The organism is Vibrio ouci, assembly GCF_004551525.1.
Classification (GTDB): Bacteria; Pseudomonadota; Gammaproteobacteria; order Enterobacterales; family Vibrionaceae; genus Vibrio; species Vibrio ouci.
The window spans coordinates 1-24,129 of record NZ_SATR01000045.1; the positions used below are offsets into that span (position 1 = coordinate 1).

Sequence of the window (24,129 nt, forward strand, 5' to 3'; positions counted from 1 at the left end):
GACAGACTCATAGTCTGTAGCATCTTCAATCGTTTCATGAGCCAGTACTAATTCTTGAGCCAACATAAAAAATCCCCACTAACTTTGTTAGTGGGGATTATCATACGTCCCGAAGATCATTCAAGTCTCTAAACCGATCGGCATTACCTTTATGAAGGGCCTTTTTAATACGCTTTTATTGAACTAGCTAAATAACGACTTGAGCCACAGTATGAGCTTAGACGGCTTTTTTGCTGCAAGAGGTGAACGTTCGCTGCCTAGATAAAAGCTTTCTAAGAACTGGGTACGAAGCTCTTGCGTTGATGAGAACGTTGTTGCTGAAAGTAGCGTGGCAGAATTGAATGCATGGTCATTGGCTAAGCTAAAGTCCATCCTTAAATAGCCTTGGCAGTAAAGCCACAAATGCGTCACCAAAGCGAACTGGCGGCTACCAAGCTCTTCAAACTTTTGAGCATGTTCATTACCCAGATTCTCATCAAAGACCTTACGCATCGCTGCTGCTGATTCAGCTTGAGATTCGATGTGACTTGCTTCTTCAATATGAGCTTTGGTAAGAACACCTAATAGGTGCTGAACAGGATCGATATCTGGTTTTCTGCCACAAGCGCGCTTAAAGAGAGCATTATGCTTATCAATAAACATCTCGAACGACTTTCGAACGGACTCAATAACGGTAATAGCGTCAGCTTGAATCTGGTTAAGCTGCTGCTCTAGCTCAGTCATTAGATTGCAGTTGCTCTAACGTAATTTCAAACGAACCTTTATCAGAGTCGACGAACAGACTCTCGCCAGTAATCATCACTGAAAGATCCATACTGCGCTCTACAGTTTCAGAGAATGCTTCAATGCTTTCAGGATCAAAACGGTAGATATTGGCTTTATACTGATGAACCTTGTTTTTGGTCTGTTGCCACCAAACGTCTGACTTACTGTTGAAAGAGAACACATCAACACTTGGTGCGAGGCGACACGCTTTCTTAATGCGGTCCAGTGACGGTTCACCAATATCAACCCAAAGCTGAATTTGGTCATCCAAAGATTTGACCCATAGATCAGGCTCTTCAGTGGTGGATAGTCCTTTCGTTAACGCCAATTCTGGTTGCCATTTAACGCAGAAAGCCAAAACACGCGCCATCATGCGAGGTACAGTCTCCGACGGGTGTTGTGCAACAGTCAGTTGCGTAGAATCGTACAGGTCGCGATTGGTATCAGAAAGCGAAATGCGGAACTTATAAATCGTAGGTTTAAGAGCCATAAAACTTCTTGTATATAAAAAAATAGCCAGCGTAATGCTGGCTATTGTAAAACTTTAGTACTTAAGAATTAAAGTACTTTGATGTTCTCAGCTTGAGGACCTTTTTGGCCAGTAGTTACAACGAACTCAACTTTTTGACCTTCAACTAGAGTACGGAAACCGTCACCAGTGATAGCAGAGAAGTGAGCAAAAACGTCTGGGCCGTTTTCTTGTTGAATGAAGCCGAAACCTTTAGTTTCGTTAAACCATTTTACTGTACCAGTTACAGTGTTAGACATAATGTATATCCTTGATAGATCATGTAAAAGCCATACGGCATCGATAGCGTGGAAAAGGAGATTGCTATTGCGCACGACGTTACGACAGACATCAACACATCTAACGGAACGGCGAAAGTAAACAAGTACCGTTTTCAAGCTGACAATTAGTCTAAAGACACGTTCAACTAAGTCAATAAGAATAGGGGGCTTTTGACTCGAGAATCATGGGTTTTCATTAGAAATTTGCGCTAGGTACACTTTCGAAAATTTTGATGATTTATCTATAAGTAGTGTAACATTTGCCAAGCTGGTTTGTGATAGGGCGATTTAAGGGAAACTTTCAATCGTATGAAAGAAGAAACTGGCATCAAATAGACAATGGAGGCCATATGGCAAAAAAGAAACGTCCTGCCGAGCTCAGTGACGACAAACCGGTGACCGAAACCGAATTTGGTCGAGGTCAAATAAACGATAATGCCCTAAAGGCGGTGGTAACAAGCAAACTGTTTAAGGTAAGAGTAGAGAAAGCGAAAAAAGGCAAAGGAAGCTATCAACGCAACCTAAAACATAGAGGCAAAGAGCCCTATTCAAAAGCCGCTTAAATAGCGATATTTGAATAGGGCTCTTTCTTTATCTGCTCAAGAATTAACGTTCGATCTTCGGCGAGTAAATTGAGTACGCGGTAATTTGCCCAGCGACGATAGCGGAAAACATAAATAGCGCAGACAGACCAATACTTGGGATAGGAAGAATCGATTGCTCGAATACCGATTGGCTTGCGCTGACGAGTACGCGGCTCCCGGGTACCAGAATAATGATCCCCTGAACAATGTAGATAGAACCAGTTAAGTCCATCTTCTTCGCTACCCAGGTTCCATACAAAGTAATTAGCACTGTCGTTACCCAAGTGCCAACAACCCAACCACTCTCAAACCCTAAATAGAACGGTCCCCACATACCAAGAATCGCAACCGGAAGGCCAAGTAGGATATCTTTCGGTCTAGCGTTGAAGATGATCCCCAATGAAATTGAGATCAAAAATAGTCCAGAGATGTGCAGCCAAATAGGCACTTCGTTGGTGTAACTGAAAGGTTCTGCTTGGCCCCATATCGACTCACCAATATTCAAACCCATCACGATACCGACAAACAGCTTAATCAGCGATAAGGCGCTTTGCCCAAGCAGGCTGGTACCCGAAACCAGGTCATTAAATGCTAAACATTCCAATGAGTTGGCGATAGATAATCCGGGAACAAATAAAACGATGGCGGCAATACACAGTGCCCAGACAGGGATCTCTGCGCTGGTGCTAGCGAAGAAAGCAACAAGAATACCCGTGAGTAGAGCTGCGATGAACTCAGCTGCGATAGAGCGCCGAGCGCGGCATACTTGCTGGGTTCCCCATACAATAAAGCCAAGAAATATCGATATGAAGATGGCGTCCATTGTCGAACCGACCAGCATGAGATAAGCAGGAGGAATGCCCATGTTTGCAAGAGCGATGACCCACTTTGGATAACCTGCAGGCTCTGGGACTGGCTCAGAGCTAGGTTGGTTGATGCGAATAATGGTATTGGCCAACAAACTGAGGTTAATCGATGCGGGCTGGTGGCGCTTCATCACCACGGCATTGTTATCATCAGGAAACTGATAATTGACAGTGGTTGGCGTCGCTTGAATCATCAGATCAACACCATGCTTTCGAGCATAAAACTGCGTGTATTTCTCAAGCTTGTAAGGCGCACAGCCACATCGGTGTAAGGTGTCGCCAATCTCAACGATCTTACGAATTCGGTACTCTGAAGGCATGGTATGTAGTACGTAAAAAATTGTGGCGCAAAGGTATCAAACCGTAGGGTGTGATTCGAGCAATAATAGGGTGAACAGTGGTCGAGCTCACACTAATTGATTGACGCAATATTTACCTATCATCGCAATTATGGAAACTCTGTTTGCAGGGCGGTAGATCATATAAAACTGCACACATTAGGCGACAATTATCACAAATTTAAACTTATTTTTAAATGTAACTATTGTTACCTAATTGTAACGTTAAGAACTAAGGGTATTGGTCTTTTACTCTAAACCCCTGATGAAAAGATGCTAAATAAATTAGGCCCTTAACAATATATTTACATTCGGGTTGTTCGGAGATTTTGATTAATAATTAGACAAAATTAACACTTGTAATCGGCACAAAAAAGGCGAAAATAACCGCAAAATGAGTTTGCAAAAATGAAAGGAAGCTTTTCCTAACTTTGAAGTACGAGGCGATGTATGAAGCTATTTCTAATTTTTATGGTGTCGATTTCCGCAGGTGTTGCATCAGCAGATCACCTTCATTCATTCTTGCTTGGTTTGTACGTTTCGACTCTTGCGGTCGGTAGCTGTTACTGGCTTGCTTTTAGAAGCACTCGTTTCCCACAATTAGCACTGGTTTTACTGCTGTGCGGTTTCTTCGCTAAAATCGCGGTGACCGTTGCTGGTGTAACATGGGGATTGTCGCAAGATTTAATCAGCTCACCATTTATATTCTCACTGTCTTACTTGTTCTTCTCAATTGTAGCGACTTACGTATGGTTTGCTTACCGAGAAAAACTGATGGCAAAGAAAGACGCGCTTCTTAAAGCAGCGTAACGAAAGTAAATTTTCTGAAAACCAGCGGTTAATTCGCTGGTTTTTTTGTGCCTGAATTTGGGATCAGAGCATAAGAATGTCGATAATTCTTATGGAATGGTAACGATTGGTTTCAGAGCCGCTGAAACTCACGCCGTCTTGTCTATACTGAAGTGGACTATAAACGACCCACAGTGAGACGTCGCATATCATGACAACGCGTTTTCTAACAGCAACAGCGCTTCTTTCGACTATTTCTCTCTCTTTTGCTGTGACCGCAGCGCCAACGATTATTCCTGATCCGCCGGCACTGGGTGCGAAAGGGTATATATTGATGGATTACAATACTGGCGAAGTATTGGTACAAAAGAATTCCGATAAAAAGCTTAACCCTGCCAGCTTAACGAAATTGATGACCGCCTATGTTGCAGGACAAGAGGTAAACAGCGGTAACATCGCCCTCGATGATCAGGTTCGCATTAGCCGTAATGCTTGGGCAAAAAACTTCCCTGACTCTTCAAAAATGTTCATTGAAGTGGGCACTGATGTCCAACTGATGGATCTTTATCGCGGCTTGATTGTTCAATCTGGTAATGATGCCAGTGTCGCTATTGCTGAGCATGTCGCAGGCAGTGAAGATGCTTTCGTTAGCTTGATGAATAGCTGGTCGCAAAAGCTAGGGCTAGTGAACACCTCTTATACGAACCCGCACGGCTTAGACAGTGACGGCTTATATTCAACCCCGCATGATATCGCCCTGTTGAGTCAGGCGATCATTCGTGACTTACCTGATATTTACCCGTTATATAGCGAGACAGCATACACCTACAACGGCATTACTCAGTACAACCGTAATGGGCTATTGCGTGACCGCAGCCTAAATGTAGATGGCATGAAAACGGGCTACACCAGTGGCGCAGGTTACAGCTTAGCTACCTCTGCAACCAGCGGAGACATGCGACTGATTTCGGTTGTGATGGGCTCAAACAGCGCCAAGAGTCGTGAATCAGAAAGCAAGCAGCTATTAAGCTATGGTTTCCGATTCTTTGACACCGTCGCACCGACCAAACCGACAGACACACTAGCAGAAGCAAGAGTGTGGATGGGCGCAGTCGATCACGTTGCGGCCGGCGTTGATGAAACAGTACTGATCACTCTTCCTAAAGGAGACGCTAACAAGCTTATCGCAGAAGTGGAGTTTGCTGGTGAACTGACAGCGCCGATTCGTAAAGGTGACCCAATCGGTAAAGTGATTTACAGCGTTGAAGGTAACGAAGTAACAAGTGCTACCTTAGTTGCGCAGCAAGATGTAGAAGAAGGCGGTATCTTCAAAAAGCTGATGGACTGGTTGAAACGCTTGGTTTCGAGCTGGTTCTAATCTGAAAAGTTAGTGAAAGGCGAGGTTAATACCTCGCCTTTTTTGTTAGAACACCACATCTTTAGGCGCTATATGTTTAGCAAAGTAAGATTAATGACCCGAAGATAACAAATCTGGGTTAGTCACAAGGTTACGAACGCCGTGCGCGTGGTCTTCATCGAACTCATTGCTCTCTAACCATTGTGCAACTGATGCAATATCTACTTTCGCTACTTTTGGTCACACGCTCCAAGTGACTTGCAGTGGTGAGGCTTGTTCATTGTAGCCAGGGCCAGTAGTTGAGCCTGCATATTGAATCGGTTTACCCGTGTTGGTTGGGATGTTTAGCGCTTGATAGACGCCATTTTTAACCTCGAATTTGGTTAGATCAACGAAGTTAAGTGCATTCGTGTCATTAACCAGTACAAACACTTGTGTCTCTACGCGTAATTGTGGATTAGAGATTGATTCACTTAGACATGAGCCGAGCGTTGGTCCTGGTTTAACCTGCGCCGTTGAATGAACATAGTGCAGTTCGATAGTATCACCGGGCTCTAGTTGCCCATGACCTTTAGCACCGACCTTCCCTTCAAACGGTTTTAGTTCTGCATTACTTAACTTACCGTTGTAGACATAACCGGTATTGTAGCCTTCGCCGTCACCATTACCTGCGTAGGCCGTGAATTCACCGCCTTTGTGTTCAGCATTTTTATGGAAGTGAATATTACACAAGTTCATTTGTGAGTATTCAGGCGCCTGACCAAAGAAACGAGTATTGTTGCTTGCTAGATTGTCGATATCACGTGGAGACTGAGGACCAAACCCTTTTCCTTGAGTATTTTCAGCAAGTGCAGCGCGCTGCTGAGCGATAACACTGTCGGCAACATCATGGCTGTTTTCGGCTTGTACGGCTTGCGGAGCAATCGCAAGAAAAGAAGACAATAGTAAAACCTTATTCATACGCGGATTTAGACCTTTTTCGTTAGTTGTGAAAGCAAATGAATATATAGGTGTTACGTTGACGTGTGCATATGAAAAGTGTGAGCTTTTGTGAGAGTGAGTGACCGATTCCAATAAATTGTACAGGGCTGCAAACAAAACAGCGGATGCATTGGCATCCGCTGTTATTCGTTTTTTAAAGTGATTACTTCTAATTACGTGATTAGTTCACTTTGTTCCAAGCATCGCTCCAATGAGAGCCAGTTCCTGGTTCGAATTGAGTCGCTGTCGGAGACCATTGGATACAGTAACCTGAGTAAGGGAACTCTTTACATTGGTAGACAGCACCGTCTGACGCGAGCACTTTAGTACCAGCGGTATACGTCTTTAAGCCTTCAGGGAACACAAAATCATATTCATCAGAAGGTGGTGTAGTCTGATCTTCAACAAGGTGAAAATCGAGCGTGTTTTGCTCAATTACGTTACCTTGCTGATCTTTAACCACAACAACCAACATATGGTGGCCCGGCTCTGACTTAGATAGTGTCATTGTTGCAGCTTCAACTTGACCGTCGCTTAGCTCTGCAGAGTGCGAAGAAAGCGGTTCACGGTGATGGTTGTAGACCGTCATTTCAGTTTGAATATCACCTGTTGCTTCAAGTGTTAAATCAAGCTGTGTCGCGCTATCACTAATGATGTATTCAGACTCTAAGCCGTAAACTTCTAAGTTGTACTCAGGTGCAGTAGAGTCGATCTTGTAGCCAATCTCAACGCTCTTGAGGCCAGAACCTTGCTTTAGGTAGATTGGGTTCGTACCGTAGATTGGAGTGAACGTGCCTTCATCGCTTAAATAACCTGATTGAAGCATCGTTTGCTCTTGGTTGATTTTCGTTGCGAGCGCGTGTGACCAGTTGTTAGCAGACCCTAGTTCTTCAGAGTCGATCACCAGTTCAGTGCTGTACGACACATTCTCGCCATTTTGGTCGAAGACACGTGTGTAGACCGAATCACCCACATTGAGCTCTTGGCTAGGGTAGATCTGCCCGCCTTGGTTCCAATCAGGTAATACCGGGCCGTCACCGTCAAATTTAACATCAATTACGTTGTAGAAAGAAGCCGCCGTATCACCCACATCCCATACCGCTAGGATAACTTGGTAGCCTTCGCGCTCAGGAACATTACATAGATGGCTAACACGCTTTGGTGGTTGAACCATACCGCCGTCAACGGTACAGAAAGGGGTGAGATCAAAAGCGTCACGCGCCAGTGGCTGATTAGGGTTCCAATCTGCTTTAGTGATGTAGTATTTCCAGTCTTTGGTCACGTGGTTAGCAGTAAACGTCCATTCAAAGTACTGACTACCAGACTGAATCGGGCGCTTAACCCAGCGATCCGCGGTTTGCTCATCTAACGCTGCAGCTAAAGCCGATTCTGCGCTGGCAATTTTACCATCGCGTGGGCCTGTCGCAGGGAAGCCATCTGGGCCTTCGACACTTTGTGGTTCATATTGAATTGCACCACAGTTGGTGTTTTTCTCATTAGTATCGTTGGCTGGGAACTTACATAAAGCGACACGACCTTCTGCCACGCCGTTTTCGTAAGCTGAAACGTAGCCGTGACCGAAGCTTGCGCCACTCACACTCAATAGTGCTAACGCGATAAGAGATTTATTTGGAAGTTTGTTCATCATTTGTCCTTTATTGGTTCTCTGACAAAAAAGATGACACTAAGGCATATCTGTACACTTAGCCTGAGACTAAGTGGCAACCCCGCTATCATAGGTACGAAACGTACCGACAGACCGGAAGCTTTGCGTCCTATCCTTTCGAATAGTTTGCCCAAAGTGCCGAGATGTATAGGCAGGCGAAATGTAGTCAAAGGCTTACATAAAATCGATTTGAATAATTCGAATGTGGAAGGGCATTCTCGATTTCGTATTTTTGTGCAAAATTATCTTGCGAAAATGGAAAAGTAGAACTGTGTAACCTATTGAATGGGCGCGCTTTATTGCATTAAATGATCGGTGTGGTGAATGGTTTTGGCTGTTTATTAATCTTGGTTTGTTTGCAACTGGATGTGTAACTTCTCTACAGGCTGCTGACTTTGACTGACTCAGATTTGACAACGTGGTGCCTTAAAACCTCGACAATTCAGCCCGTCGATTTACACAAGGATCTATCATGGAATTTACTGAAAAGGATAGAGAGGTTCTCTATCAAACTTGGATGTCGCAAAAGTCGAAAATGCGCCTGACCCAAATGGAGTTCGCTAAGAAACTCGGCATGAACCAGTTGGCGTTTTCTCAAGTATTGAGAGGCGAGGCTGAACTAACGATGCAGTTTGTCACCAATTTTTGTCGTTTACTTCAGCTTGAGCCACATAATGTTGTTCCTTCCCTAAAAGAAAGTCATCACAGTGGCGCACCAAAAGTCGTCTATTTACAAAGCCGAATGACGGTTGATGGCGAAATCCAAAATGCTTATATAGAAGGGAATCAAGTCATTGTAGAGTACGCTCACCGCGTCCAGCCTTCTTAAATTAGACTTAGCTCTTAATTGTCGGTATGAATTCGACATAAATTACACATATGGTATAGCATTCTTAAATTGAAATTTTGTCCAGTAGAGTGCTATCCATGACATTTCTAAAATCCTTTTTCCTCTTATTAACAGCGCTTATCGTCGCCGGTTGTGCTGGTGGACCTATTCAACGCGCGACCAAGTTCACCACCTATGAAGATTTTCAACCCGGTCCAAAAGGCGGGGTAGATTTGGTATGGGCGCGCCTAGGCCTACGAGATGCAGATCGACTGCAATCAAAACTGGATGAATATGACTCAGTGGTGATTGATCAAGTGTTCGTACTCGCAGAAGAGGGCACGCTTGAACAAGATGAAATCCAAGAACTGTCGGATTACATGGTCGCTCGTTTAGAACAAAAGATTTCTCTCCACAAAGCGATTGTTGATGAGCCAAGCGGGCGTAGTCTGCGCCTTAGTATCGCGTTAAGCAATGTAGAAACGCCGAATCCTATCTTGGCGGTAACCAGTAGTGTACTCCCATTTGGTTTAGCGATGTCGACCATTTCTAAAGTGGCGACGGGCGAGCACACAAATGTAGGCAGTGCGAGTGTGGAACTTCTAGTCAGTGACGCGCAAGACGGTACGCCATTGTTTGCAGCCATCGACCGCGAAGCGGGTAACAAAGACTTTTCAACCATGATCGATTCACTCGATGATGCGAAAGACGCAATTAACTATTGGGTTGAAAGATTAGGTGTTACTCTAAACAGCTCACAAAGATTGTAGAGCGAACCCATGCTAGAAAAAGAGAACCTAATCAAACTGGCAAGAATGCAGATGCCTTTTGGTAAATACGCAGGACGAGTACTCATTGACCTCCCTGAAGAGTATTTGCTGTGGTTTGATAAAAAAGGCTTCCCAGAAGGGGAGTTAGGTGAACTGCTAAAACTCTGCCTCGCGCTAAAAATTGAAGGCTTAGACACGGTTGTTAAGCCGCTAAAGCGTATGTAACCAGCCACAGCAAATCATCGGTATTTCACCATCCCCTTTTTTTGAAGAGTCAGCCAATCAGGTTGACTCTTTTTGCTCCTATCTAAGTTTAAACAACCGCTTACCGCACCAATTGCTTTATACAATCAATCACTACTTGGTTAAGCCATTGATAGTATGGTGATTCGACGGTTCTGTAAGATCTTAATATTCCGACCGAGCTAGGGTGTATCTCGTCTATGTGTGAAATATCAATAATACGAAGGTCATCGGTGAGGGCAGGTTTCGTCATTTGATTGATGATCAATAAACTTGGGATTTGACGAGTTGTATCAATACACACATCGATTTTATCTGAACGAACGATGATTCTAGGCGCGCGGTCAGCCTCGCTAAAAGCGTTAAACAGTAGGTTCTGTTCGCGATTAAAATCCGGCATTTGCGTCAAGACAAAAGGGTATTGAGTGATGTCGTTAATGCTAGGTTTTGGGTTTGAAAGCAATGGCAGGCTTTCGTGGCAACATAGGAAATACTTAGGGTTTGCGATTTGTGTTTGAGTGATCTCTTTAGACACGTCCAAAGGGTAGAAGTTAATGCCGAGATCGACGATACCTTGTTTGAGCTTATACTCGCTATCTGTGGTCCAACTATGAAGAGTAATGGTCGCTTTTGGAGCCGCTTCGTTAAGCTTGGTAAACAGCAAAGACATTAATGGCCGCGATAATGCAGCATTGATATGAATGGTAATATCGCCGGTGTGTTCGCTCGGTATGAACGTATTGCTCTTGTTGTACAACTCGTCGAGTGCCTCCATGATCGCGGGTAACTTTGCTAGCAATCGGTCGCACTTCTCTGTCGGAATAAGAAAGTTACCTTCTCTGATAAAGAGGGGATCGTTAACCTGAGCTCTGAGCTTCTTTAAAGATTTACTTACCCCCGATTGAGTGAGGTAGAGTCGCTCAGACGCGCGCTTTGTGCTTCGTTCCTCACCTAAAATCTTGAGAAGTTTCAAGCTATTGAAGTCGATGTTTTCGAGTTCATTATTCGTCATTCACTCACCTCATTCAGCCGCTGTTTGAAAGTTGCGCATAGTTATAGCTTTGATTTTTATCGCTATATAAATCAATCAAGTCATTGGCTTGCTTTTCAACGATACTCGTTAGCCATGTCAGGAATTGGCTGTCTTCAGTTTGAGCTGAAACGAAATAGGCAATTGAGTGATTCCGAATATCGCCAAAGCCCTGAAGTTCTAAAACAGCGATGCCCTCGTTATCAATCACAGGTTGTACAATTTCGCTGACGGGGATGATGGCATCGGTTGATCTTATTACGTCAGCGCATGCGTCTAGTTTGTCTGAACGAAACAGTACATTAGGCAAGTAACCAAGACGCTTTAGATAGCTTTCGGTAATGCTTTCACTGCCGGAATAGCCAGCCATGGAGACAAGTACGAGGGGGGAGTTGGCAATGTCTTCAACGGTGATGGCCTCTTTTTGGGTCAGTGGATGGCCTTTTCGACAGCAGAATTTGAACGTTGGCTGGCAAATAATGGTTTGTTTTAATCCAGGGACCGTTTTTAACGGATAAAAGTTGATGCCAAGATCGATGGCGCCATTTTTGATTTGTTGGTCGCTTGTGGTTGTCCAATCATCAAGTATTAAAGACGCGTTTGGAGCTGCGGAGTGAAGCGCATTGATGAGCATCATGGAAAAGGGGTGACAAAGGGAAGGATTAATGTGGATTGATATATTCCCTTCATATGTGCTTGGGTCGAAGCTTTTGTGATCACTAAAAAGATCATTGATTTGCCCCATTACGCGCGGGAGCAAACTCATAACCAATTCACACATAGGTGTGGGTTCTAATCCGTGTAAGGTCTTGTTGAATAGAGGATCATTAAACTGTTCTCTGAGTTTTTTTAGCGCCTTACTGACCGCTGGTTGTCCAATGCCCAACCTTTCGGCCGCACGTTTAGTGCTTTTTTCATGACCGAGTACTTTGAGTACTTTCAACGTGTTTAAGTCGATTCTAAACAAGTCTTCATCTTTCATGTGCGCAACCCATAACCAAAGTTGATGAAAAATTGGAATAAATGAAAGTACCACAATTCCATTTGGTAAAAAAGATGGTTTGTTTATATTTGTCTGCGTCAAGGGATGAGGCGGATGAATAGGTGTTAAGTCAACCCTAACCGTTCTTCATAAAGACTCCCAATAAGCATATGGATGCGCTTCTAAGACAATCAATATTTTGATGAAAACTTAAGAAGACAACATTATGAAAATCAATAAAGCGGCAATCGCAGTAAGCCTAGCAGTGGCACTTTCAACTTCACTCGTTCACGCAGAATCACAGCTTCAAGACATGTCAGACCCTATGGCGGTCTACACCCAGGCCGGGATTGGTTACACAGACAAAGGGCTGAACCTTAAAATCGGTCAGAGTTACGACACGGGTAATCCAAACACAATGGGTATGAATGTTCTTGAGATTAAAGGGTTTGCCGGTGACGAGCTGGGTTGGAGCAATCGTGACTCAGATGACAGCATTGATTCACTTCGTTACCGAAACTTCAACGTAGACATGGAAAACGGCCGCGGTGCTCAGGTTGACGTGGACGTGAATTTCACCGACATCGGCACTCAGGGTACCGCTTCTTATAGCCTGATCCAAGCGCTGCCTCAAATGGGGCCACTGAACTTATACCCGCTTGCTGGTTTGGGTGCGGCGTTTGGTGAATCGTTTGACACTACTAATGACGGTGCTCTGCAAGCACAAGACCGTTGGGATCTACACGGTATCTTCTACTTAGCAGGTATGTACGGCAAGCTCGAAATTACCGACAACATATGGCTCAACTATAACCCAATGTATACGGGAACTCTGTCTGGATCAGACCCATTTAATCACGCCGGTATGGAAGGCGATGATAGCGTATTGATACACGAAGCGGCTGTCAGCTACCAGATTAATGAAAGAACCAATATCCGCTATTTCGCCAATTGGACCGAGAATATCAACTACGCAAATGGCGACCACCGCATTGAAATGAACTACCAGTTCTAAGAACGAATAAGGAACACTAAAATGAACAAGACATTATTAAGTGCCGTGGTAGCGCTGGCAGCATTGAGTGTTAATGCAGAGACAGGTTTGACCGACGTAGATTATAACGGGTACCGTATCTATCACCATATGGAGAATATTGTTGAGCATATTCAACAAAATGGCATCAACAAGTTTGAGCACCCTGGCATTGCTGACCATACATACTTTGTGATCACTCCTGCACTTGATCACTTGTACTCTAAAGCGGCTCTCGATGTGAAAAATGGGCCGGTCATTCTTGAAACGCCACCCCGTGATGACCGTTATGCTTCGATTCAGATTATAGATTCAGAGCACTTTACTCTGTACGCAGAAACCTCACCGCAAGAGGGCGGTCGATACTTGATTACCCGTAAAGGTGCGGATTATGACTTACCAAGCGGCGACTTTACGGAAGTGATTGAAGTGAATGACGATCTGCCTTTCTTGTTTGTACGAACGCAAACATTTGAGTATCGTGATACCGGTTACGCAGATGAAAACCGTCGCCAATTAAAGTTAACACCGACTGTCGCGGCCAGCGAATATGTGTTGCCAGACAGAAAAGACCCAAGAGAAGTGATCCAATTTGCACAACGCGTTAATGATGGCTGGGCAGACACCGCGCCGTATGTTGCTGATGCGGCTCAAACATACACGTATGAGCGCTTTGAAAAAACAGTTGAGTATATGACAGAGCAGCTCACTCAAGGCATTTTGACCAACAATGAATTTGGCTTTGAAACCCCGGATCACCCAAGTGCGAATGGAGATAACAAAACACGCGCAGCGATAACGCTTATCGGTCACTTAGGTTTCCCTGCATACCATGCTTACTATGAAAATATCCCAGTGACATCAGAGGGCAAACCGCTGAATGGCTCAGAGCCTTTTGTCTTTACGATGGAGCATGACCTGGATTTAGATTACTTTTGGTCAGTCACTCGCTATAAGTCAGAAACGCGTTTGCCACTAGACCCAGACACGATCGGCGGTAGCAATCGTCAAGTTTTTGCGGGCGGTAATACAACGCCAGATGAGAATGGCAATGTGACGATTACCTTTAGCGCAGAAGACCCTAATGACGGCACTTATTGGATGCCAGTTGTTGAGGGCGAGCAATACTACTTTGTAGTGCGCTACTACGGGCCAAGAGAAGGTCTAGAAGGGAAAACCGCATCAAGTATTCTGTATGAGGGAACACCTATTGAAGAGCGCTTTGCTCCAATGAGAAATTTTCAGTAACGCTAATAAGCGAATACTATCGGCTACTGCTACTTAAGTTTTTCTACGATAAAGCTTATCTTAATTCAAAAGAGTCAGACCTTCGGGTCGGCTCTTTTTTGAGTTGAGAAGTCAACGATTCACGGTTACATACTATTGAATGACTGTGTTAGCATTCACTTGTTATGGTTAAAATGCCTGTGGCACAAACGATAAAGTTATAGTCATTCTCGGCCATTGCCGCTGAAAGTTCCTAATAAAAAGACGTAGTATGAATCTTGATATCGATGCACTGAAACACCACCAACTGGTCGAAGATGGTCAACTAGACGGGTGTTACATTCACCAACCTGCCCAAGGTAGTCAGCAAGACGACAAAGAAGTGTTGGCAGAGCGCCAAGCGCTAGAAAAAATGGGCTATAAGGTAGTACAAGTTAAACCGAAAGGCGGGACAACAACGTTCGCCGAGGCCATGCAAGAACTCGCGAAGAAGACGGGGCATCAGCCCAAGTAATTCGCAGTAGTGATCTGCCAGAGCTTCCCACTCTCTCCCACAATATCCTTTGCCTTCATTCAAAAGAGTCAGACCGTCAGGCTGACTCTTTTTGCTTCCTAATATTAACGTGATATATGGCTGATCTTCATGACGAGTTAGACGTATAGGCTACTAAAAAAGGAAACAAATAATATGGTCACCGTCTATGTAAGCATCGGCAGTAACATCAATCGCGAACATCACATCTCAGAATCTCTCAAAGCATTGAATCATCGCTTTGCACCTCTGCACATTTCTAATATCTACGATTGCGAGCCTGTGGGTTTTGAAGGAGACAATTTCTTAAACTTAGTCGTTGGATTCGAATGTGAGCTCCCAGTCGCCGAACTGGTTAAGGTTCTACATCAAATAGAATTTGAAAATGATCGCCAACGTGAGACCAAAGAATACGCCTCACGTACGATGGATATCGATATCCTTCTTTATGGTGATCAAGTAGGCATTATCGACGGAGTTGAACTGCCCAGAGGTGAAATCACCGAGTACGCCTTTGTGCTTCGACCGTTAGTCGATCTTGCCGCGCAGGAGCTTCACCCCACTCTAAACATATCGTTCCAGCAAATCTGGAATGACTTCGATCAGACGAGTCAGAAAATCGAGCTAATGTCTTAAGTTCAGTTTGGCTTAACCTCGGCAGCGGCTATGAAAAGAATACCCAGCCTCTTAATCGTCTAAGTTTGATTGATCTTTTCTTCTAACAGGCACGTAACGGACATTACCTTCTAAGGATCGGAAATTGTTATGAATCACAACGCCATTATTACCATTACGAATCTCAGACTAAGAACCTTCATCGGCTTCAACGAAGAAGAAAAAACTAAGCAACAAGACATCGTGATAAACGCGGAAATTCATTACCCCGCTAACAACCTTTGCCTTTCTGATGACGTGGACAACGCACTCAACTACAAAAACATCTGCAAAAAAATTATTCAACACGTCGAATCCGGTCGATTTTTGCTTTTAGAAAAGTTGACCAGCGACGTACTCGGCATTTGTATCGATCACTCATGGGTAAGATACGCTCAAGTGAGAATTGATAAGCCTCATGCTCTACGTTTCGCCGATTCCGTCTCGCTCACCCTGAGCTACGAAGCAGACCAAGACAATAATTCATAAGGAGCGAGTCAATGCTAACCATAGAAGCCGAAAAAGTAAGAGAAGCCTTGCTCGCAAGAGGGCTTGAAACCCCGATGAAATCGAGCGAAATGAATAGTGAACAGAAGTACAACCGCATCAAAGGATTGTTAACGGAAGTTGTCAGTACGCTTGGATTGGATTTAACCGATGACAGTCTCGCTGAAACACCTCATCGCATTGCAAAGATGTACGTTCATGAGATATTTTCGGGGCTTGATTACAACAACTTCCCAAAAATCAGTGTGATAGACAATAAAATGTCGGTTGATGAGATGGTTAAAGTATCGGACATCGACTTAACATCGACGTGCGAACACCACTTCATTACTATTGATGGTTTAGCCCAAGTGGCCTATATCCCTGAATCCAAAATTCTCGGGCTTTCTAAGATAAATCGTATTGTCCGATTCTTTGCTCAGCGTCCCCAAGTCCAAGAACGCCTGACTCAGCAAATCCTGGTCGCGATACAAACTCTAGTCGAAACCGATAATGTCGCCGTGACAATTAAAGCCACTCATTACTGCGTTAAATCCAGAGGTGTCATGGATGCAAACTCTGAAACCTCAACAACCGCTCTCGGTGGTATTTTTAAAACTAACCCGCAAACTAGAGCAGAGTTTTTACGATGAGTGAAACGATTTTAATAACCGGTGTGGGAAAGAGATTAGGTTTCGCACTAGCACAGCGACTTTTATCGGACGGATACCAAGTGGTGGGCACCTACCGAAGCGATTATCCTCAGCTTCAACTGCTGCGTGAGAGCGGGGCAGACTTGCAACAGGTAGACTTTTATCAACAGAGCAGTCTAGAGGGGTTTCTTCATTACGTGGGTCAAGAATATAAGACACTTCGAGCCATCATACACAATGCTTCCGACTGGAAGCCGGAGAACAAGAACAACCCGAGTGAAAACGCACCACAAATCATGAATCAGATGATGACGGTTCACGCGACCGTACCTTACCTGTTCAATCTAACACTTAAAGACCAACTGACATCTGGCGATACAACCTCGGACATCATACACATTAGTGATTACGTTGCCGAAAAAGGCAGTAAAAAACACATCGCTTATGCTGCAAGTAAAGCGGCACTCAACAACTTGACGCTTTCGTTTTCAGCGATGCTGGCTCCCAAGGTGAAGGTCAACACTGTCTCTCCAGCCTTGCTTAAATTTAATGATCATGACGACGAGGCGTATAAGACTAAAGCGCTGCAAAAAGCCTTGATCCCTACAGAGGCTGGCTTTGAAGAAGTGATTGATGGCGTTAAGTTTCTATTGGGCAGTCACTACATGACCGGAAGAACGTTGCACCTCGATGGCGGTAGGCATTTGAAGTGAAGCCCATGTATTGTGAGTTCCTGGCTGCGCAGTCAACGTCATTTAGGCTAAAAGTCCAACTTGGAATGTTGACGTCAATACGTTGAAGAGCCGTCAATTGGTTGAAGAGAGACCATTGAGGGGGGAGATATACATCACTCTGTCTAAGGCAGTCGCACATCGACAACGACGTTTTGGCCGAGCGCTAGAAAAAATGGGGTACGAAGTCGCGCAAGTTAAACCGAAAGGCGCAACAACAACATTCGCCGAGGCGAGGCAAGAACTCGCAAATAGGACGGGCCATGAGCCTAAGTAATAAGCGGCGGTAACGGATCACTGTATCTTTTCCTTCTCCCTTCAATCTCATTGCCTTTATTCCAAGGGATCAGAACATGGGCTCTGACTCTTTTTGCCCTTTTCCATCTCTCACAGTTAACGATAAGTTATTCAAATCAAGGTCTTCCACTCTGAGCATTCGGCACTCAATCCTTCTGATCCCTGAACAATACAGTCGAGAATACATCGTGTGATTTACAGCTGATAGATTCGAGGAAATAAGCGCTTTGCTGCGTCACTCCTAAGAACTAAATTAGGTACTTGCGTTAGTTCAGTTTTATTTGTCTGTCCAATAATTATTATGAATTATTAATATTTAATCTGAAGAGGTTTTCACATTAACTAATAATGGGTTTGCATTGCTTGATTTAATATTAGTATTCTTTTTCTCGAGATATGAGTAATCTCAATATAATCAAACTATATAAGGAAAAGTTTATGAAACTTCAAAAGAAAAAACCATCAGAGAAAAAAGTAAATTACGGTGTTATGTATAACAAGCCGTAGATAGGTTAAATTTTAGTTAATTTAAATCTCTTCTTTTGCCCTAACATTATGTGTTAGGGCAATTATTTTTAAACTTGGTGTAATATGAATATTTTACCTTGTAGTATATTAGAGTTTGCCGTTATTAGGCATAATTATTTAAATGTGTGTTCCTTTGATGCGCTTAGTCCAAGATTAAAAAAATTCTTATATCCTCTTGAGCAGCATGATTCAAATTCTTTGTCATTGACCGATGGATTAAGTTACGAGGAACAAATTCGCTACCCAATGAAATCTAGAGCCATTGCGTTGTCTTCAGCCATTGCCTTTATCATGAGTAAAAAAGGTAGCGTCGAAATTAAGGTTCCTTCATTTTCGAGTGAACAATTGACGAACTTTTCCGCCACTTTGTTGAGAGGTGGACGATTTCATTTAAATTTAATGACTATCAATGACAATGTAGCAATAACAGAAAATGAAAAAGCGCTATTGAATCAGATTGCATTGAAGGATAAAGGCGATGAAGCCATAATTTTTGACTCGGTGAGAAAAATAATCAACAGTGGCGATATCTTTACGGCTGAATCAATCTTGGAGCACTGTTGTAAGTGTTTTGACGGATTCTCTATTAGAAAATCCAATATAATCGGAACAGTTAAGAATTGCTTAGGTAAGTCTAGTGAAGCCGAATATTTTTACAATAATCATGATGGTACTTTACTGAGCCAAATTAAATCTGCCTATCCAACGTCAATGTTACATCTAAGACATCATCCTAAAATTTTTCAAGATCCAAAGGTAGCGAGTCAGCTACTTGAACAGAGTTTCAAACAACTACAACAAACGGAAATATCGGCGGTACTGTCAAGTGATGAGCTTGATTTTCATCGAGTATTTAATCGCAACGGATACGCTCTCATCCTATTTAAAGACGGAAAAGTTGAAGAGTCTGTGGATTTATTAAAATGGGGGTTGTCGGTTCTGGGTGAGAAAGGCGGTAAGTTTCACATGCATAAATCGGTAATTCTATACAATATTTATCAGTGTTATAAGCAGTCTGGTGACATCGAAAAAGCGCACGAGTACATGGATATGGTTTTAGATATTGATCCAATGTTTCCAGAGTACTGGCTAGAAAAAATCTCCATTACTTCTGATAGCGATGAGAAGATACAATATTTTAGCAAAATAAATGATATCGACCCTTATCATAGTGACAGCGTATACCTTCATAGCATTGAGCTGCTGGATAGAAACGAGATCAGCCAATACATTGCCATGGCGAAAAAAGCTTGGGTATTAGATGAAAACGAAACAACACGATACAACTACCTGTATTCCTTAACCATCCATGATGCGCTCAGCAATATTCCTCAAGCAAGTGTTAGTGATGACAATATTGAAGACTACCTCATCGCATGCGCCGAAGAGGCGTACAATAAGCATTCTCTCGATTTCACCGCAGAACTGCTGAAAGTCAACATAAAGGCAGTGGAGGCCCATCAGTGAACATCGTCAATAAGATTATCGTGATCTCATGTGTGTTCTACTTTCCAATGTGGAGCTCGAAGACCATTCACCCTATCTATTGGGAAGAGCTTGGCAAACTCGATTACTTCTCCTATTCGTATGCCGCGATGGCCTTTATTGGTTCTCTGGCCTTTATCTACCCCAAAGTACTGGCATCCATTGGCGGTAAAGCCAGTTTAATCGCCGGGTTTGTTTTTTACGCCGCTGGATTAATGTTGCGAGCGTATCCACTTTCTACTTTTTTATCCGTTGGTTCGGGAATTTTGGCCGGAGTTGGAGCCTGCCTTATCGGCTTGTGTATTAAGGCGTTAATAAACAACATTGAAGGTGATACACAACAGAAAGCCATTTTATGGTCGAACAATTCGTATACCATTTGTCAGGGCGTCGGAATTCTCTTTTCAGGTTGGATAGTGTATCTATTTGCGTTTGTTACTGCTGAACCCTATTTGTACGCGTCTCTGATCTTTGCTGTACTTGCGCTAACAGGCATTTTTTCATACAAGCTATTCGGGCAAGGCAATAGTGATGAGTTGGGTAAGCACTCCGATGTCGACTATATGAAATTCTTTTCAAACAATCGTTCTATTACATTAGTGGTTGTTGCGTCATTCTTTGGTATCGGTGTCATACAAGGTTTCTTGTTGCCGTTGATACCAATATTTATGAATGAGCGTGGCGTCGAGATACAGACAATTAGTACAATATTAGCGGCATCAACGGTATGTGGACTATTGGTACAAAACTTATATGCGAAAATATTCGCTAAAGAATACGCGAAATACGGTCTGATAACCATATGCGCAATAATTACCATTCTCTTAGCGGTATTTTTGAGTACATTAAAAGGTGAAGATGTTGTATTAACCATTACGATATTTGGTTTTCTATTTATGACCTTACGTAGCCTGGTGTCATTTTTGATAGGCGTTATTGAGTACCAAATGGTTAGCAAAACAGACACAATCGTCCTGATTGGTATTATTCAGAGTGCATTCTTGTCTGGTGATATTATTGGTGGTCTGTTATTACCATACGTTAAAAACAGTGACTATCTGTTAGATAACTCAATGGTTATTCCAAGTGTGTATTTTGTCCTGATACTATTGCTATCAGCATGCGTTAAGAAAGAGTATTCAATATCACTCGTACAAAATAAAAAGTAGAACTTATGAATTTTTATGAATTGGAATTAATCTTTGCTGATCGTCACGATCTCTATTTTTGTAATAGTGAGGAGCTTATTAAGTTCAATCATGTGTCGGCTCGCTTAGATTGTATTCCATATTCGTTTTTGTATAGTGACGCCAATACATTAATCTATTCGTCAGGAGGGATAACATTTGAGTTAACGGGTGAAAAAATATCAGAACATAGCTATGCAACAGATTCGATTAGTATTGAATCGGATGGCGAAAAGATGAAGTACACTCTCCATACTTTAGACCAAGAATTCGATTTTAAGCTCTCATACATCAGGAATGAATTAACATTAGTCGATGATGGAATTCAAATAAAAGATATTGAATCAAACGAACCATTATTTGAGCTGGAGTGTGAGATGTTGTCATTTAGCCCTACTGCCGTGTTAGTCAAGGTGGAGGAATTAAATGACGACCGTTTTATGGTAATCGACTTGGATTCTTTAGTATGTAGGCCTATTGATATAGATGGCCTGTCGGCTATGTCTGGAACGATATCTAAAGACAATGTTATGCACCTGATATGTCATAAGAATGGATTGCAGAAATATGTCAAATTAGATTTGGATCAATCACAGAGTACATTGGAGCATGTAGCTTCAGCTGGAGTTATAAATTTATTCTCCGATGGAAATAAAATACATTACTCTACGTTCGGCACCACGGAAGGTTATCAGGTCTTTAATGGAAATAATGACGCTATTGTTATTGATTCGGCGACTTGGCATTACAATCGACAGTATATTAACTACGATGATTTAAATGTAATTGCATTGACAAACCCTAAATTCACAAAGGCCGCCATTTTCTTTCATGGAGGCCCAGAATCTGTTGAATTTGATGAAATTCGCTATCCGATATTACGTGATGAGCTCTTTCGCAGGGGATTTAATGTATACATTGTTAATTATATCGGTTCTACCAACTTTGGCCGAAATTTTAGATGCAAATATGACGGTGACTTGATCCGTAGTAGTTTGTTACCAATAGAATCGTGGATAAACCAGTTAGGCGAGCATTTAATTCTTTTGGTGGGGGGAAGTTACGGAGGAACATTAGCGTTGCAGTTGGCAGGAACGATTAAGCATCAAACCGTCACCATTGCGGTTTGTCCTCTAATTGATATGAATGAGCATATCGACAGAGTCCAACGACTTACTAATGACACCTCTTTCTTCGCTAACAAATTTGGCGCTAGAGACAGAGCCATTGCAACAAACGGTGCCAAGTTTTTTGATTCAATCAGAGAGTCTAAAATCCAATTCATTTTTGGTCGAAATGATGAAGTGATCTGCCACAAAAATAGCATTCGTAGAGTGCTTGAACAAAACAATACAAATCATACTGTTACAGTAGATAATTTTGGACATTCAGACAATTTACATGAACGTCAATACGCCATGATCAGATACATTGAGCAACATACCTGAGAATCTCATCACTCCCGCCTTCCAATGCCTACAAGCGTTGAGAGCTATTCACGCTTTTGTATCTGCCACAGAAACTCAAAGTCCTTGTTGGAGAGAATATCTCTTCATTCTAAAAAGTCAGTCAGGCGGATTCTTTTTTGTCCGTAAGTCGCTTTGTCAGCAAGCCCAGCAAGGTTGGAATGATATAACAGCAGGTGAGAGCCTTAGCGAACGTCGAGGACGTTCGCATTCACGACTTGCGCCATACGTTTGCCAGTTACGCAGTGCTGGAAGGGTATCCGATCCCAATGGTGTCAAAGTTGTTAGGTCATAAGCGTATGTCATCAACGCTTCGCTATGCGCATGTGAATGATGCGCAAGTGACACAATCTGTTGAGGCAATAGGGGAGGTCATTCGAGGAATAGTCTCAGAGCAGAGTGAGGCGCCTCCCAAACGCCGAACAGTCACCGAATCCAAACCTAAAAAGACGATATCGTCCGCTAAGCGAAGAAGAAGACCTGTCAAAGGCATGCCAAAACCTTCCGAAGAGATACGGACCAACGAACAGATGCAAAAGCTACTTCATGAGGTAGATTTTCTCGATAATTTTTAACCTTCCATTCAGCAGGGCTCCGACTATCGGGGCCTTGTCTCCTGAGAACAACGTATCAGCATGACTGCTGTATCACACTAAATGACCAAATGAGACGACTATCCCCATAACTAAAGGTCAGTACCAAAGAAACCTTTCTATAACATAAGTTTATGTTAGTCTAGGTAGCTACATATCTTTAGTCGTAGTGATGTCTTGTCGTGGTTTTTATGGCATTGAATGCAGTTCCCACCAATAAATCGGTCAGCGATATGAAACCGTTGACTCTTCGCAGCCCCAGCGATATTCTGCAATGGCACTGGCAAAATCCAGTGTCGGGATTAGTACCCCGCCTCATGCACTCGACACATAGTCGGTAACCAAATTCTGGTTTCCCCTATGTGAGACTCGGCACACCTGTCGATAATGAAACTGCTCATTATTGAGCAGTTCATTCGGTATTACGGTGAGCTGGGCGAGGCAGCTTCGGCTGGCCGTTCCGAGTGCGCGGTAGTACTAACCTTGTTCAGTTCACCACCCTTTGTTATGGGGTCTCTGTGTGGTGATGGATTTATTCATCCTGCTGGAGGTTGTCATGCCGAAGCCTAATGATAGTCATGTCCTAAATACCCTCAATTCTATTTGTTACCGCATTCATACAGAGCCTGCGTCTATGCGCTTACATATGAGTGAGCTTTCTACGCTGTTAAATGCGTACGACCCTAAACAAACGTCGAAGTATTGCTGGCTCGAAGCGTTCATCAGACAGGCGCAACTCAATCGATTCACAGAGCAGTGTACGCAATCGGGTGACGCTCCCGTGCTTTGCCTAGTCAGGATTCAGGGCAAAAATGCATTTAACTTGTGCTTTACCCACGATGTTGACCAATGCATTTGTTGTCTGCGGTCTTTGTGTGAACAGCCGATTGAGTTGGTCGCGTATGGGAGGGCGAAACTGAGCCCAGAGGCGCTGCTCGAGGTGTTGTCCGAGCCGCAGATCCAGAAGAACCGTTGGTTTTCGCTGACCGATAGTCAGCTAGAGCGTATCGTCAGGACGTTGAAGCCACAGGAAAGTGTTATTCCGCGTTGATCGTGGCATCTACTAATCGAAGGTGATTTGATTGCGGTTTGGAGTGGAGCGCTCACTCTAAACCATTAATGTCGGGTGGACGACACTTGTTACCAAGTGCCGACTCCCTAAGAACCGTACGTGCAACTTTCACTGCATACGGCTCAAGCCTCTACAAAGGCATCAAATGATACCCAGCAACTTATAAAGCAGTGAGAACTGGTTCAATCCAAGAGTT

Annotated in this window: 25 protein-coding genes, 1 pseudogene and 1 riboswitch; of the genes and pseudogenes, 18 read left to right on the forward strand and 8 right to left on the reverse strand. The window is 43.3% G+C overall.

Annotated elements, in window-relative coordinates:
- Positions 1 to 183 precede the first annotated feature (183 nt).
- The 3 genes from ELS82_RS20330 to ELS82_RS20340 form a co-directional block, all read right to left on the reverse strand.
- A complete protein-coding gene (locus ELS82_RS20330) occupies positions 184 to 723 on the reverse strand; it encodes a hypothetical protein (protein WP_134837094.1) in 540 nt (179 codons plus the stop codon).
- Complete coding sequence (locus ELS82_RS20335) at positions 716 to 1,255, reverse strand: YaeQ family protein (protein WP_134837095.1); 540 nt, start codon at positions 1,253 to 1,255, stop codon at positions 716 to 718. The genes ELS82_RS20330 and ELS82_RS20335 overlap by 8 nt, the downstream gene beginning before the upstream one ends.
- Positions 1,256 to 1,323: 68 nt before the next feature.
- Positions 1,324 to 1,533: a cold-shock protein gene (locus tag ELS82_RS20340; RefSeq protein ID WP_004412161.1), complete on the reverse strand. Its 210-nt coding sequence runs from the start codon at positions 1,531 to 1,533 to the stop codon at positions 1,324 to 1,326.
- Positions 1,534 to 1,904: 371 nt separating this feature from the next.
- Here ELS82_RS20340 and ELS82_RS20345 point away from each other — a divergent pair, with 371 nt between their 5' ends.
- Positions 1,905 to 2,117: an alternative ribosome-rescue factor A gene (locus ELS82_RS20345; protein ID WP_053439769.1), complete on the forward strand. Its 213-nt coding sequence runs from the start codon at positions 1,905 to 1,907 to the stop codon at positions 2,115 to 2,117.
- 43 nt (positions 2,118 to 2,160) lie between these two features.
- On the opposite strand, the gene ELS82_RS20350 is transcribed toward ELS82_RS20345, so the two are convergent.
- Positions 2,161 to 3,324 carry a threonine/serine exporter family protein gene (locus ELS82_RS20350; RefSeq protein WP_053439770.1) on the reverse strand — a complete coding sequence of 388 codons (1,164 nt, stop codon included), beginning with the start codon at positions 3,322 to 3,324 and terminating at the stop codon, positions 2,161 to 2,163.
- 468 nt (positions 3,325 to 3,792) lie between these two features.
- Here ELS82_RS20350 and ELS82_RS20355 point away from each other — a divergent pair, with 468 nt between their 5' ends.
- On the forward strand, positions 3,793 to 4,152 hold the full coding sequence (locus ELS82_RS20355) for an NADH:ubiquinone oxidoreductase (protein ID WP_134837096.1): 360 nt from the start codon (positions 3,793 to 3,795) through the stop codon (positions 4,150 to 4,152).
- Between the two features lie 190 nt (positions 4,153 to 4,342).
- Positions 4,343 to 5,509 carry a D-alanyl-D-alanine carboxypeptidase family protein gene (locus ELS82_RS20360; RefSeq protein ID WP_134837097.1) on the forward strand — a complete coding sequence of 389 codons (1,167 nt, stop codon included), beginning with the start codon at positions 4,343 to 4,345 and terminating at the stop codon, positions 5,507 to 5,509.
- A 90-nt stretch (positions 5,510 to 5,599) separates the two neighbouring features.
- On the opposite strand, the pseudogene ELS82_RS20365 reads toward ELS82_RS20360, so the two are convergent.
- Both ELS82_RS20365 and gbpA read right to left on the reverse strand, forming a co-directional pair.
- A pseudogene (locus ELS82_RS20365) lies at positions 5,600 to 6,448 on the reverse strand (delta-class carbonic anhydrase).
- A 202-nt stretch (positions 6,449 to 6,650) separates the two neighbouring features.
- Positions 6,651 to 8,114, reverse strand: coding sequence for an N-acetylglucosamine-binding protein GbpA (gbpA, locus tag ELS82_RS20370; protein WP_134837116.1), 1,464 nt, complete (start codon positions 8,112 to 8,114; stop codon positions 6,651 to 6,653).
- Between the two features lie 72 nt (positions 8,115 to 8,186).
- Positions 8,187 to 8,276: riboswitch (cyclic di-GMP riboswitch) on the reverse strand.
- Positions 8,277 to 8,607: 331 nt separating this feature from the next.
- On the opposite strand from gbpA, the gene ELS82_RS20375 reads away from it, so the two are divergent.
- From ELS82_RS20375 to ELS82_RS20385, 3 genes are all read left to right on the forward strand, one after another.
- The gene (locus ELS82_RS20375; RefSeq protein ID WP_134837098.1) at positions 8,608 to 8,964 is read left to right on the forward strand and encodes a helix-turn-helix domain-containing protein; all 357 of its coding nucleotides are present in this window, start codon (positions 8,608 to 8,610) and stop codon (positions 8,962 to 8,964) included.
- Positions 8,965 to 9,062: 98 nt separating this feature from the next.
- The gene (locus ELS82_RS20380) at positions 9,063 to 9,734 is read left to right on the forward strand and encodes a DUF3313 domain-containing protein (RefSeq protein ID WP_134837099.1); all 672 of its coding nucleotides are present in this window, start codon (positions 9,063 to 9,065) and stop codon (positions 9,732 to 9,734) included.
- A gap of 9 nt (positions 9,735 to 9,743) precedes the next feature.
- Entirely contained in the window at positions 9,744 to 9,959 is a 216-nt protein-coding gene (locus ELS82_RS20385; protein WP_134837100.1) for a DUF3820 family protein, read from the forward strand.
- 100 nt (positions 9,960 to 10,059) lie between these two features.
- Here ELS82_RS20385 and ELS82_RS20390 read toward each other — a convergent pair whose 3' ends face one another.
- On the reverse strand, positions 10,060 to 10,989 hold the full coding sequence (locus ELS82_RS20390; protein WP_134837101.1) for a LysR family transcriptional regulator: 930 nt from the start codon (positions 10,987 to 10,989) through the stop codon (positions 10,060 to 10,062).
- A gap of 13 nt (positions 10,990 to 11,002) precedes the next feature.
- On the reverse strand, positions 11,003 to 11,989 hold the full coding sequence (locus ELS82_RS20395; RefSeq protein ID WP_134837102.1) for a LysR family transcriptional regulator: 987 nt from the start codon (positions 11,987 to 11,989) through the stop codon (positions 11,003 to 11,005).
- Positions 11,990 to 12,215: 226 nt separating this feature from the next.
- On the opposite strand from ELS82_RS20395, the gene ELS82_RS20400 reads away from it, so the two are divergent.
- The 12 genes from ELS82_RS20400 (at position 12,216) to ELS82_RS20460 (ending at position 23,912) form a co-directional block, all read left to right on the forward strand.
- Positions 12,216 to 13,004, forward strand: a complete 789-nt coding sequence (locus ELS82_RS20400) for a hypothetical protein (RefSeq protein ID WP_134837103.1) — start codon at positions 12,216 to 12,218, stop codon at positions 13,002 to 13,004.
- A gap of 21 nt (positions 13,005 to 13,025) precedes the next feature.
- On the forward strand, positions 13,026 to 14,270 hold the full coding sequence (locus tag ELS82_RS20405; RefSeq protein WP_134837104.1) for a DUF1254 domain-containing protein: 1,245 nt from the start codon (positions 13,026 to 13,028) through the stop codon (positions 14,268 to 14,270).
- Positions 14,271 to 14,520: 250 nt separating this feature from the next.
- Positions 14,521 to 14,763: a hypothetical protein gene (locus ELS82_RS20410; RefSeq protein WP_134837105.1), complete on the forward strand. Its 243-nt coding sequence runs from the start codon at positions 14,521 to 14,523 to the stop codon at positions 14,761 to 14,763.
- 174 nt (positions 14,764 to 14,937) lie between these two features.
- Complete coding sequence (gene folK / locus ELS82_RS20415; RefSeq protein WP_134837106.1) at positions 14,938 to 15,417, forward strand: 2-amino-4-hydroxy-6-hydroxymethyldihydropteridine diphosphokinase; 480 nt, start codon at positions 14,938 to 14,940, stop codon at positions 15,415 to 15,417.
- Positions 15,418 to 15,546: 129 nt separating this feature from the next.
- On the forward strand, positions 15,547 to 15,924 hold the full coding sequence (gene folX / locus ELS82_RS20420) for a dihydroneopterin triphosphate 2'-epimerase (protein WP_134837107.1): 378 nt from the start codon (positions 15,547 to 15,549) through the stop codon (positions 15,922 to 15,924).
- 11 nt (positions 15,925 to 15,935) lie between these two features.
- Positions 15,936 to 16,574, forward strand: coding sequence for a GTP cyclohydrolase I FolE (gene folE, locus ELS82_RS20425; protein WP_134837108.1), 639 nt, complete (start codon positions 15,936 to 15,938; stop codon positions 16,572 to 16,574).
- Positions 16,571 to 17,287: a dihydromonapterin reductase gene (folM, locus tag ELS82_RS20430; protein WP_134837109.1), complete on the forward strand. Its 717-nt coding sequence runs from the start codon at positions 16,571 to 16,573 to the stop codon at positions 17,285 to 17,287. The genes folE and folM overlap by 4 nt, the downstream gene beginning before the upstream one ends.
- A gap of 906 nt (positions 17,288 to 18,193) precedes the next feature.
- The gene (locus ELS82_RS20440; RefSeq protein ID WP_134837111.1) at positions 18,194 to 19,597 is read left to right on the forward strand and encodes a tetratricopeptide repeat protein; all 1,404 of its coding nucleotides are present in this window, start codon (positions 18,194 to 18,196) and stop codon (positions 19,595 to 19,597) included.
- Positions 19,594 to 20,784 (forward strand): MFS transporter, encoded by a 1,191-nt coding sequence (locus tag ELS82_RS20445; protein ID WP_134837112.1) that lies wholly within the window; start codon positions 19,594 to 19,596, stop codon positions 20,782 to 20,784. Before ELS82_RS20440 ends, ELS82_RS20445 begins: the two co-directional genes overlap by 4 nt.
- Positions 20,785 to 20,789: 5 nt before the next feature.
- Positions 20,790 to 22,250: an alpha/beta hydrolase family protein gene (locus tag ELS82_RS20450; RefSeq protein ID WP_134837113.1), complete on the forward strand. Its 1,461-nt coding sequence runs from the start codon at positions 20,790 to 20,792 to the stop codon at positions 22,248 to 22,250.
- Between the two features lie 194 nt (positions 22,251 to 22,444).
- Positions 22,445 to 22,843, forward strand: coding sequence for a tyrosine-type recombinase/integrase (locus ELS82_RS20455; protein WP_134837114.1), 399 nt, complete (start codon positions 22,445 to 22,447; stop codon positions 22,841 to 22,843).
- A 574-nt stretch (positions 22,844 to 23,417) separates the two neighbouring features.
- Positions 23,418 to 23,912: a hypothetical protein gene (locus ELS82_RS20460; RefSeq protein ID WP_134837115.1), complete on the forward strand. Its 495-nt coding sequence runs from the start codon at positions 23,418 to 23,420 to the stop codon at positions 23,910 to 23,912.
- Positions 23,913 to 24,129: the final 217 nt, after the last annotated feature.

What these genes read in the sequence shown, in the direction of transcription:
- ELS82_RS20400 (WP_134837103.1), top strand. Translation starts at nt 12,216, where the DNA reads ATGAAAATCAATAAAGCGGCAATCGCAGTAAGCCTAGCAGTGGCACTT.
- ELS82_RS20450 (WP_134837113.1), top strand. Translation starts at nt 20,790, where the DNA reads ATGAATTTTTATGAATTGGAATTAATCTTTGCTGATCGTCACGATCTC.
- folX (WP_134837107.1), top strand. Translation starts at nt 15,547, where the DNA reads ATGAATCACAACGCCATTATTACCATTACGAATCTCAGACTAAGAACC.
- ELS82_RS20350 (WP_053439770.1), bottom strand. Translation starts at nt 3,324, where the DNA reads ATGCCTTCAGAGTACCGAATTCGTAAGATCGTTGAGATTGGCGACACC.
- ELS82_RS20335 (WP_134837095.1), bottom strand. Translation starts at nt 1,255, where the DNA reads ATGGCTCTTAAACCTACGATTTATAAGTTCCGCATTTCGCTTTCTGAT.
- folK (WP_134837106.1), top strand. Translation starts at nt 14,938, where the DNA reads ATGGTCACCGTCTATGTAAGCATCGGCAGTAACATCAATCGCGAACAT.
- ELS82_RS20460 (WP_134837115.1), top strand. Translation starts at nt 23,418, where the DNA reads ATGCCGAAGCCTAATGATAGTCATGTCCTAAATACCCTCAATTCTATT.
- ELS82_RS20385 (WP_134837100.1), top strand. Translation starts at nt 9,744, where the DNA reads ATGCTAGAAAAAGAGAACCTAATCAAACTGGCAAGAATGCAGATGCCT.
- ELS82_RS20390 (WP_134837101.1), bottom strand. Translation starts at nt 10,989, where the DNA reads ATGACGAATAATGAACTCGAAAACATCGACTTCAATAGCTTGAAACTT.
- folM (WP_134837109.1), top strand. Translation starts at nt 16,571, where the DNA reads ATGAGTGAAACGATTTTAATAACCGGTGTGGGAAAGAGATTAGGTTTC.
- ELS82_RS20440 (WP_134837111.1), top strand. Translation starts at nt 18,194, where the DNA reads ATGAATATTTTACCTTGTAGTATATTAGAGTTTGCCGTTATTAGGCAT.
- ELS82_RS20330 (WP_134837094.1), bottom strand. Translation starts at nt 723, where the DNA reads ATGACTGAGCTAGAGCAGCAGCTTAACCAGATTCAAGCTGACGCTATT.
- ELS82_RS20360 (WP_134837097.1), top strand. Translation starts at nt 4,343, where the DNA reads ATGACAACGCGTTTTCTAACAGCAACAGCGCTTCTTTCGACTATTTCT.
- ELS82_RS20355 (WP_134837096.1), top strand. Translation starts at nt 3,793, where the DNA reads ATGAAGCTATTTCTAATTTTTATGGTGTCGATTTCCGCAGGTGTTGCA.
- ELS82_RS20395 (WP_134837102.1), bottom strand. Translation starts at nt 11,989, where the DNA reads ATGAAAGATGAAGACTTGTTTAGAATCGACTTAAACACGTTGAAAGTA.
- folE (WP_134837108.1), top strand. Translation starts at nt 15,936, where the DNA reads ATGCTAACCATAGAAGCCGAAAAAGTAAGAGAAGCCTTGCTCGCAAGA.
- ELS82_RS20410 (WP_134837105.1), top strand. Translation starts at nt 14,521, where the DNA reads ATGAATCTTGATATCGATGCACTGAAACACCACCAACTGGTCGAAGAT.
- ELS82_RS20380 (WP_134837099.1), top strand. Translation starts at nt 9,063, where the DNA reads ATGACATTTCTAAAATCCTTTTTCCTCTTATTAACAGCGCTTATCGTC.
- ELS82_RS20405 (WP_134837104.1), top strand. Translation starts at nt 13,026, where the DNA reads ATGAACAAGACATTATTAAGTGCCGTGGTAGCGCTGGCAGCATTGAGT.
- ELS82_RS20375 (WP_134837098.1), top strand. Translation starts at nt 8,608, where the DNA reads ATGGAATTTACTGAAAAGGATAGAGAGGTTCTCTATCAAACTTGGATG.
- ELS82_RS20340 (WP_004412161.1), bottom strand. Translation starts at nt 1,533, where the DNA reads ATGTCTAACACTGTAACTGGTACAGTAAAATGGTTTAACGAAACTAAA.
- ELS82_RS20345 (WP_053439769.1), top strand. Translation starts at nt 1,905, where the DNA reads ATGGCAAAAAAGAAACGTCCTGCCGAGCTCAGTGACGACAAACCGGTG.
- gbpA (WP_134837116.1), bottom strand. Translation starts at nt 8,114, where the DNA reads ATGAACAAACTTCCAAATAAATCTCTTATCGCGTTAGCACTATTGAGT.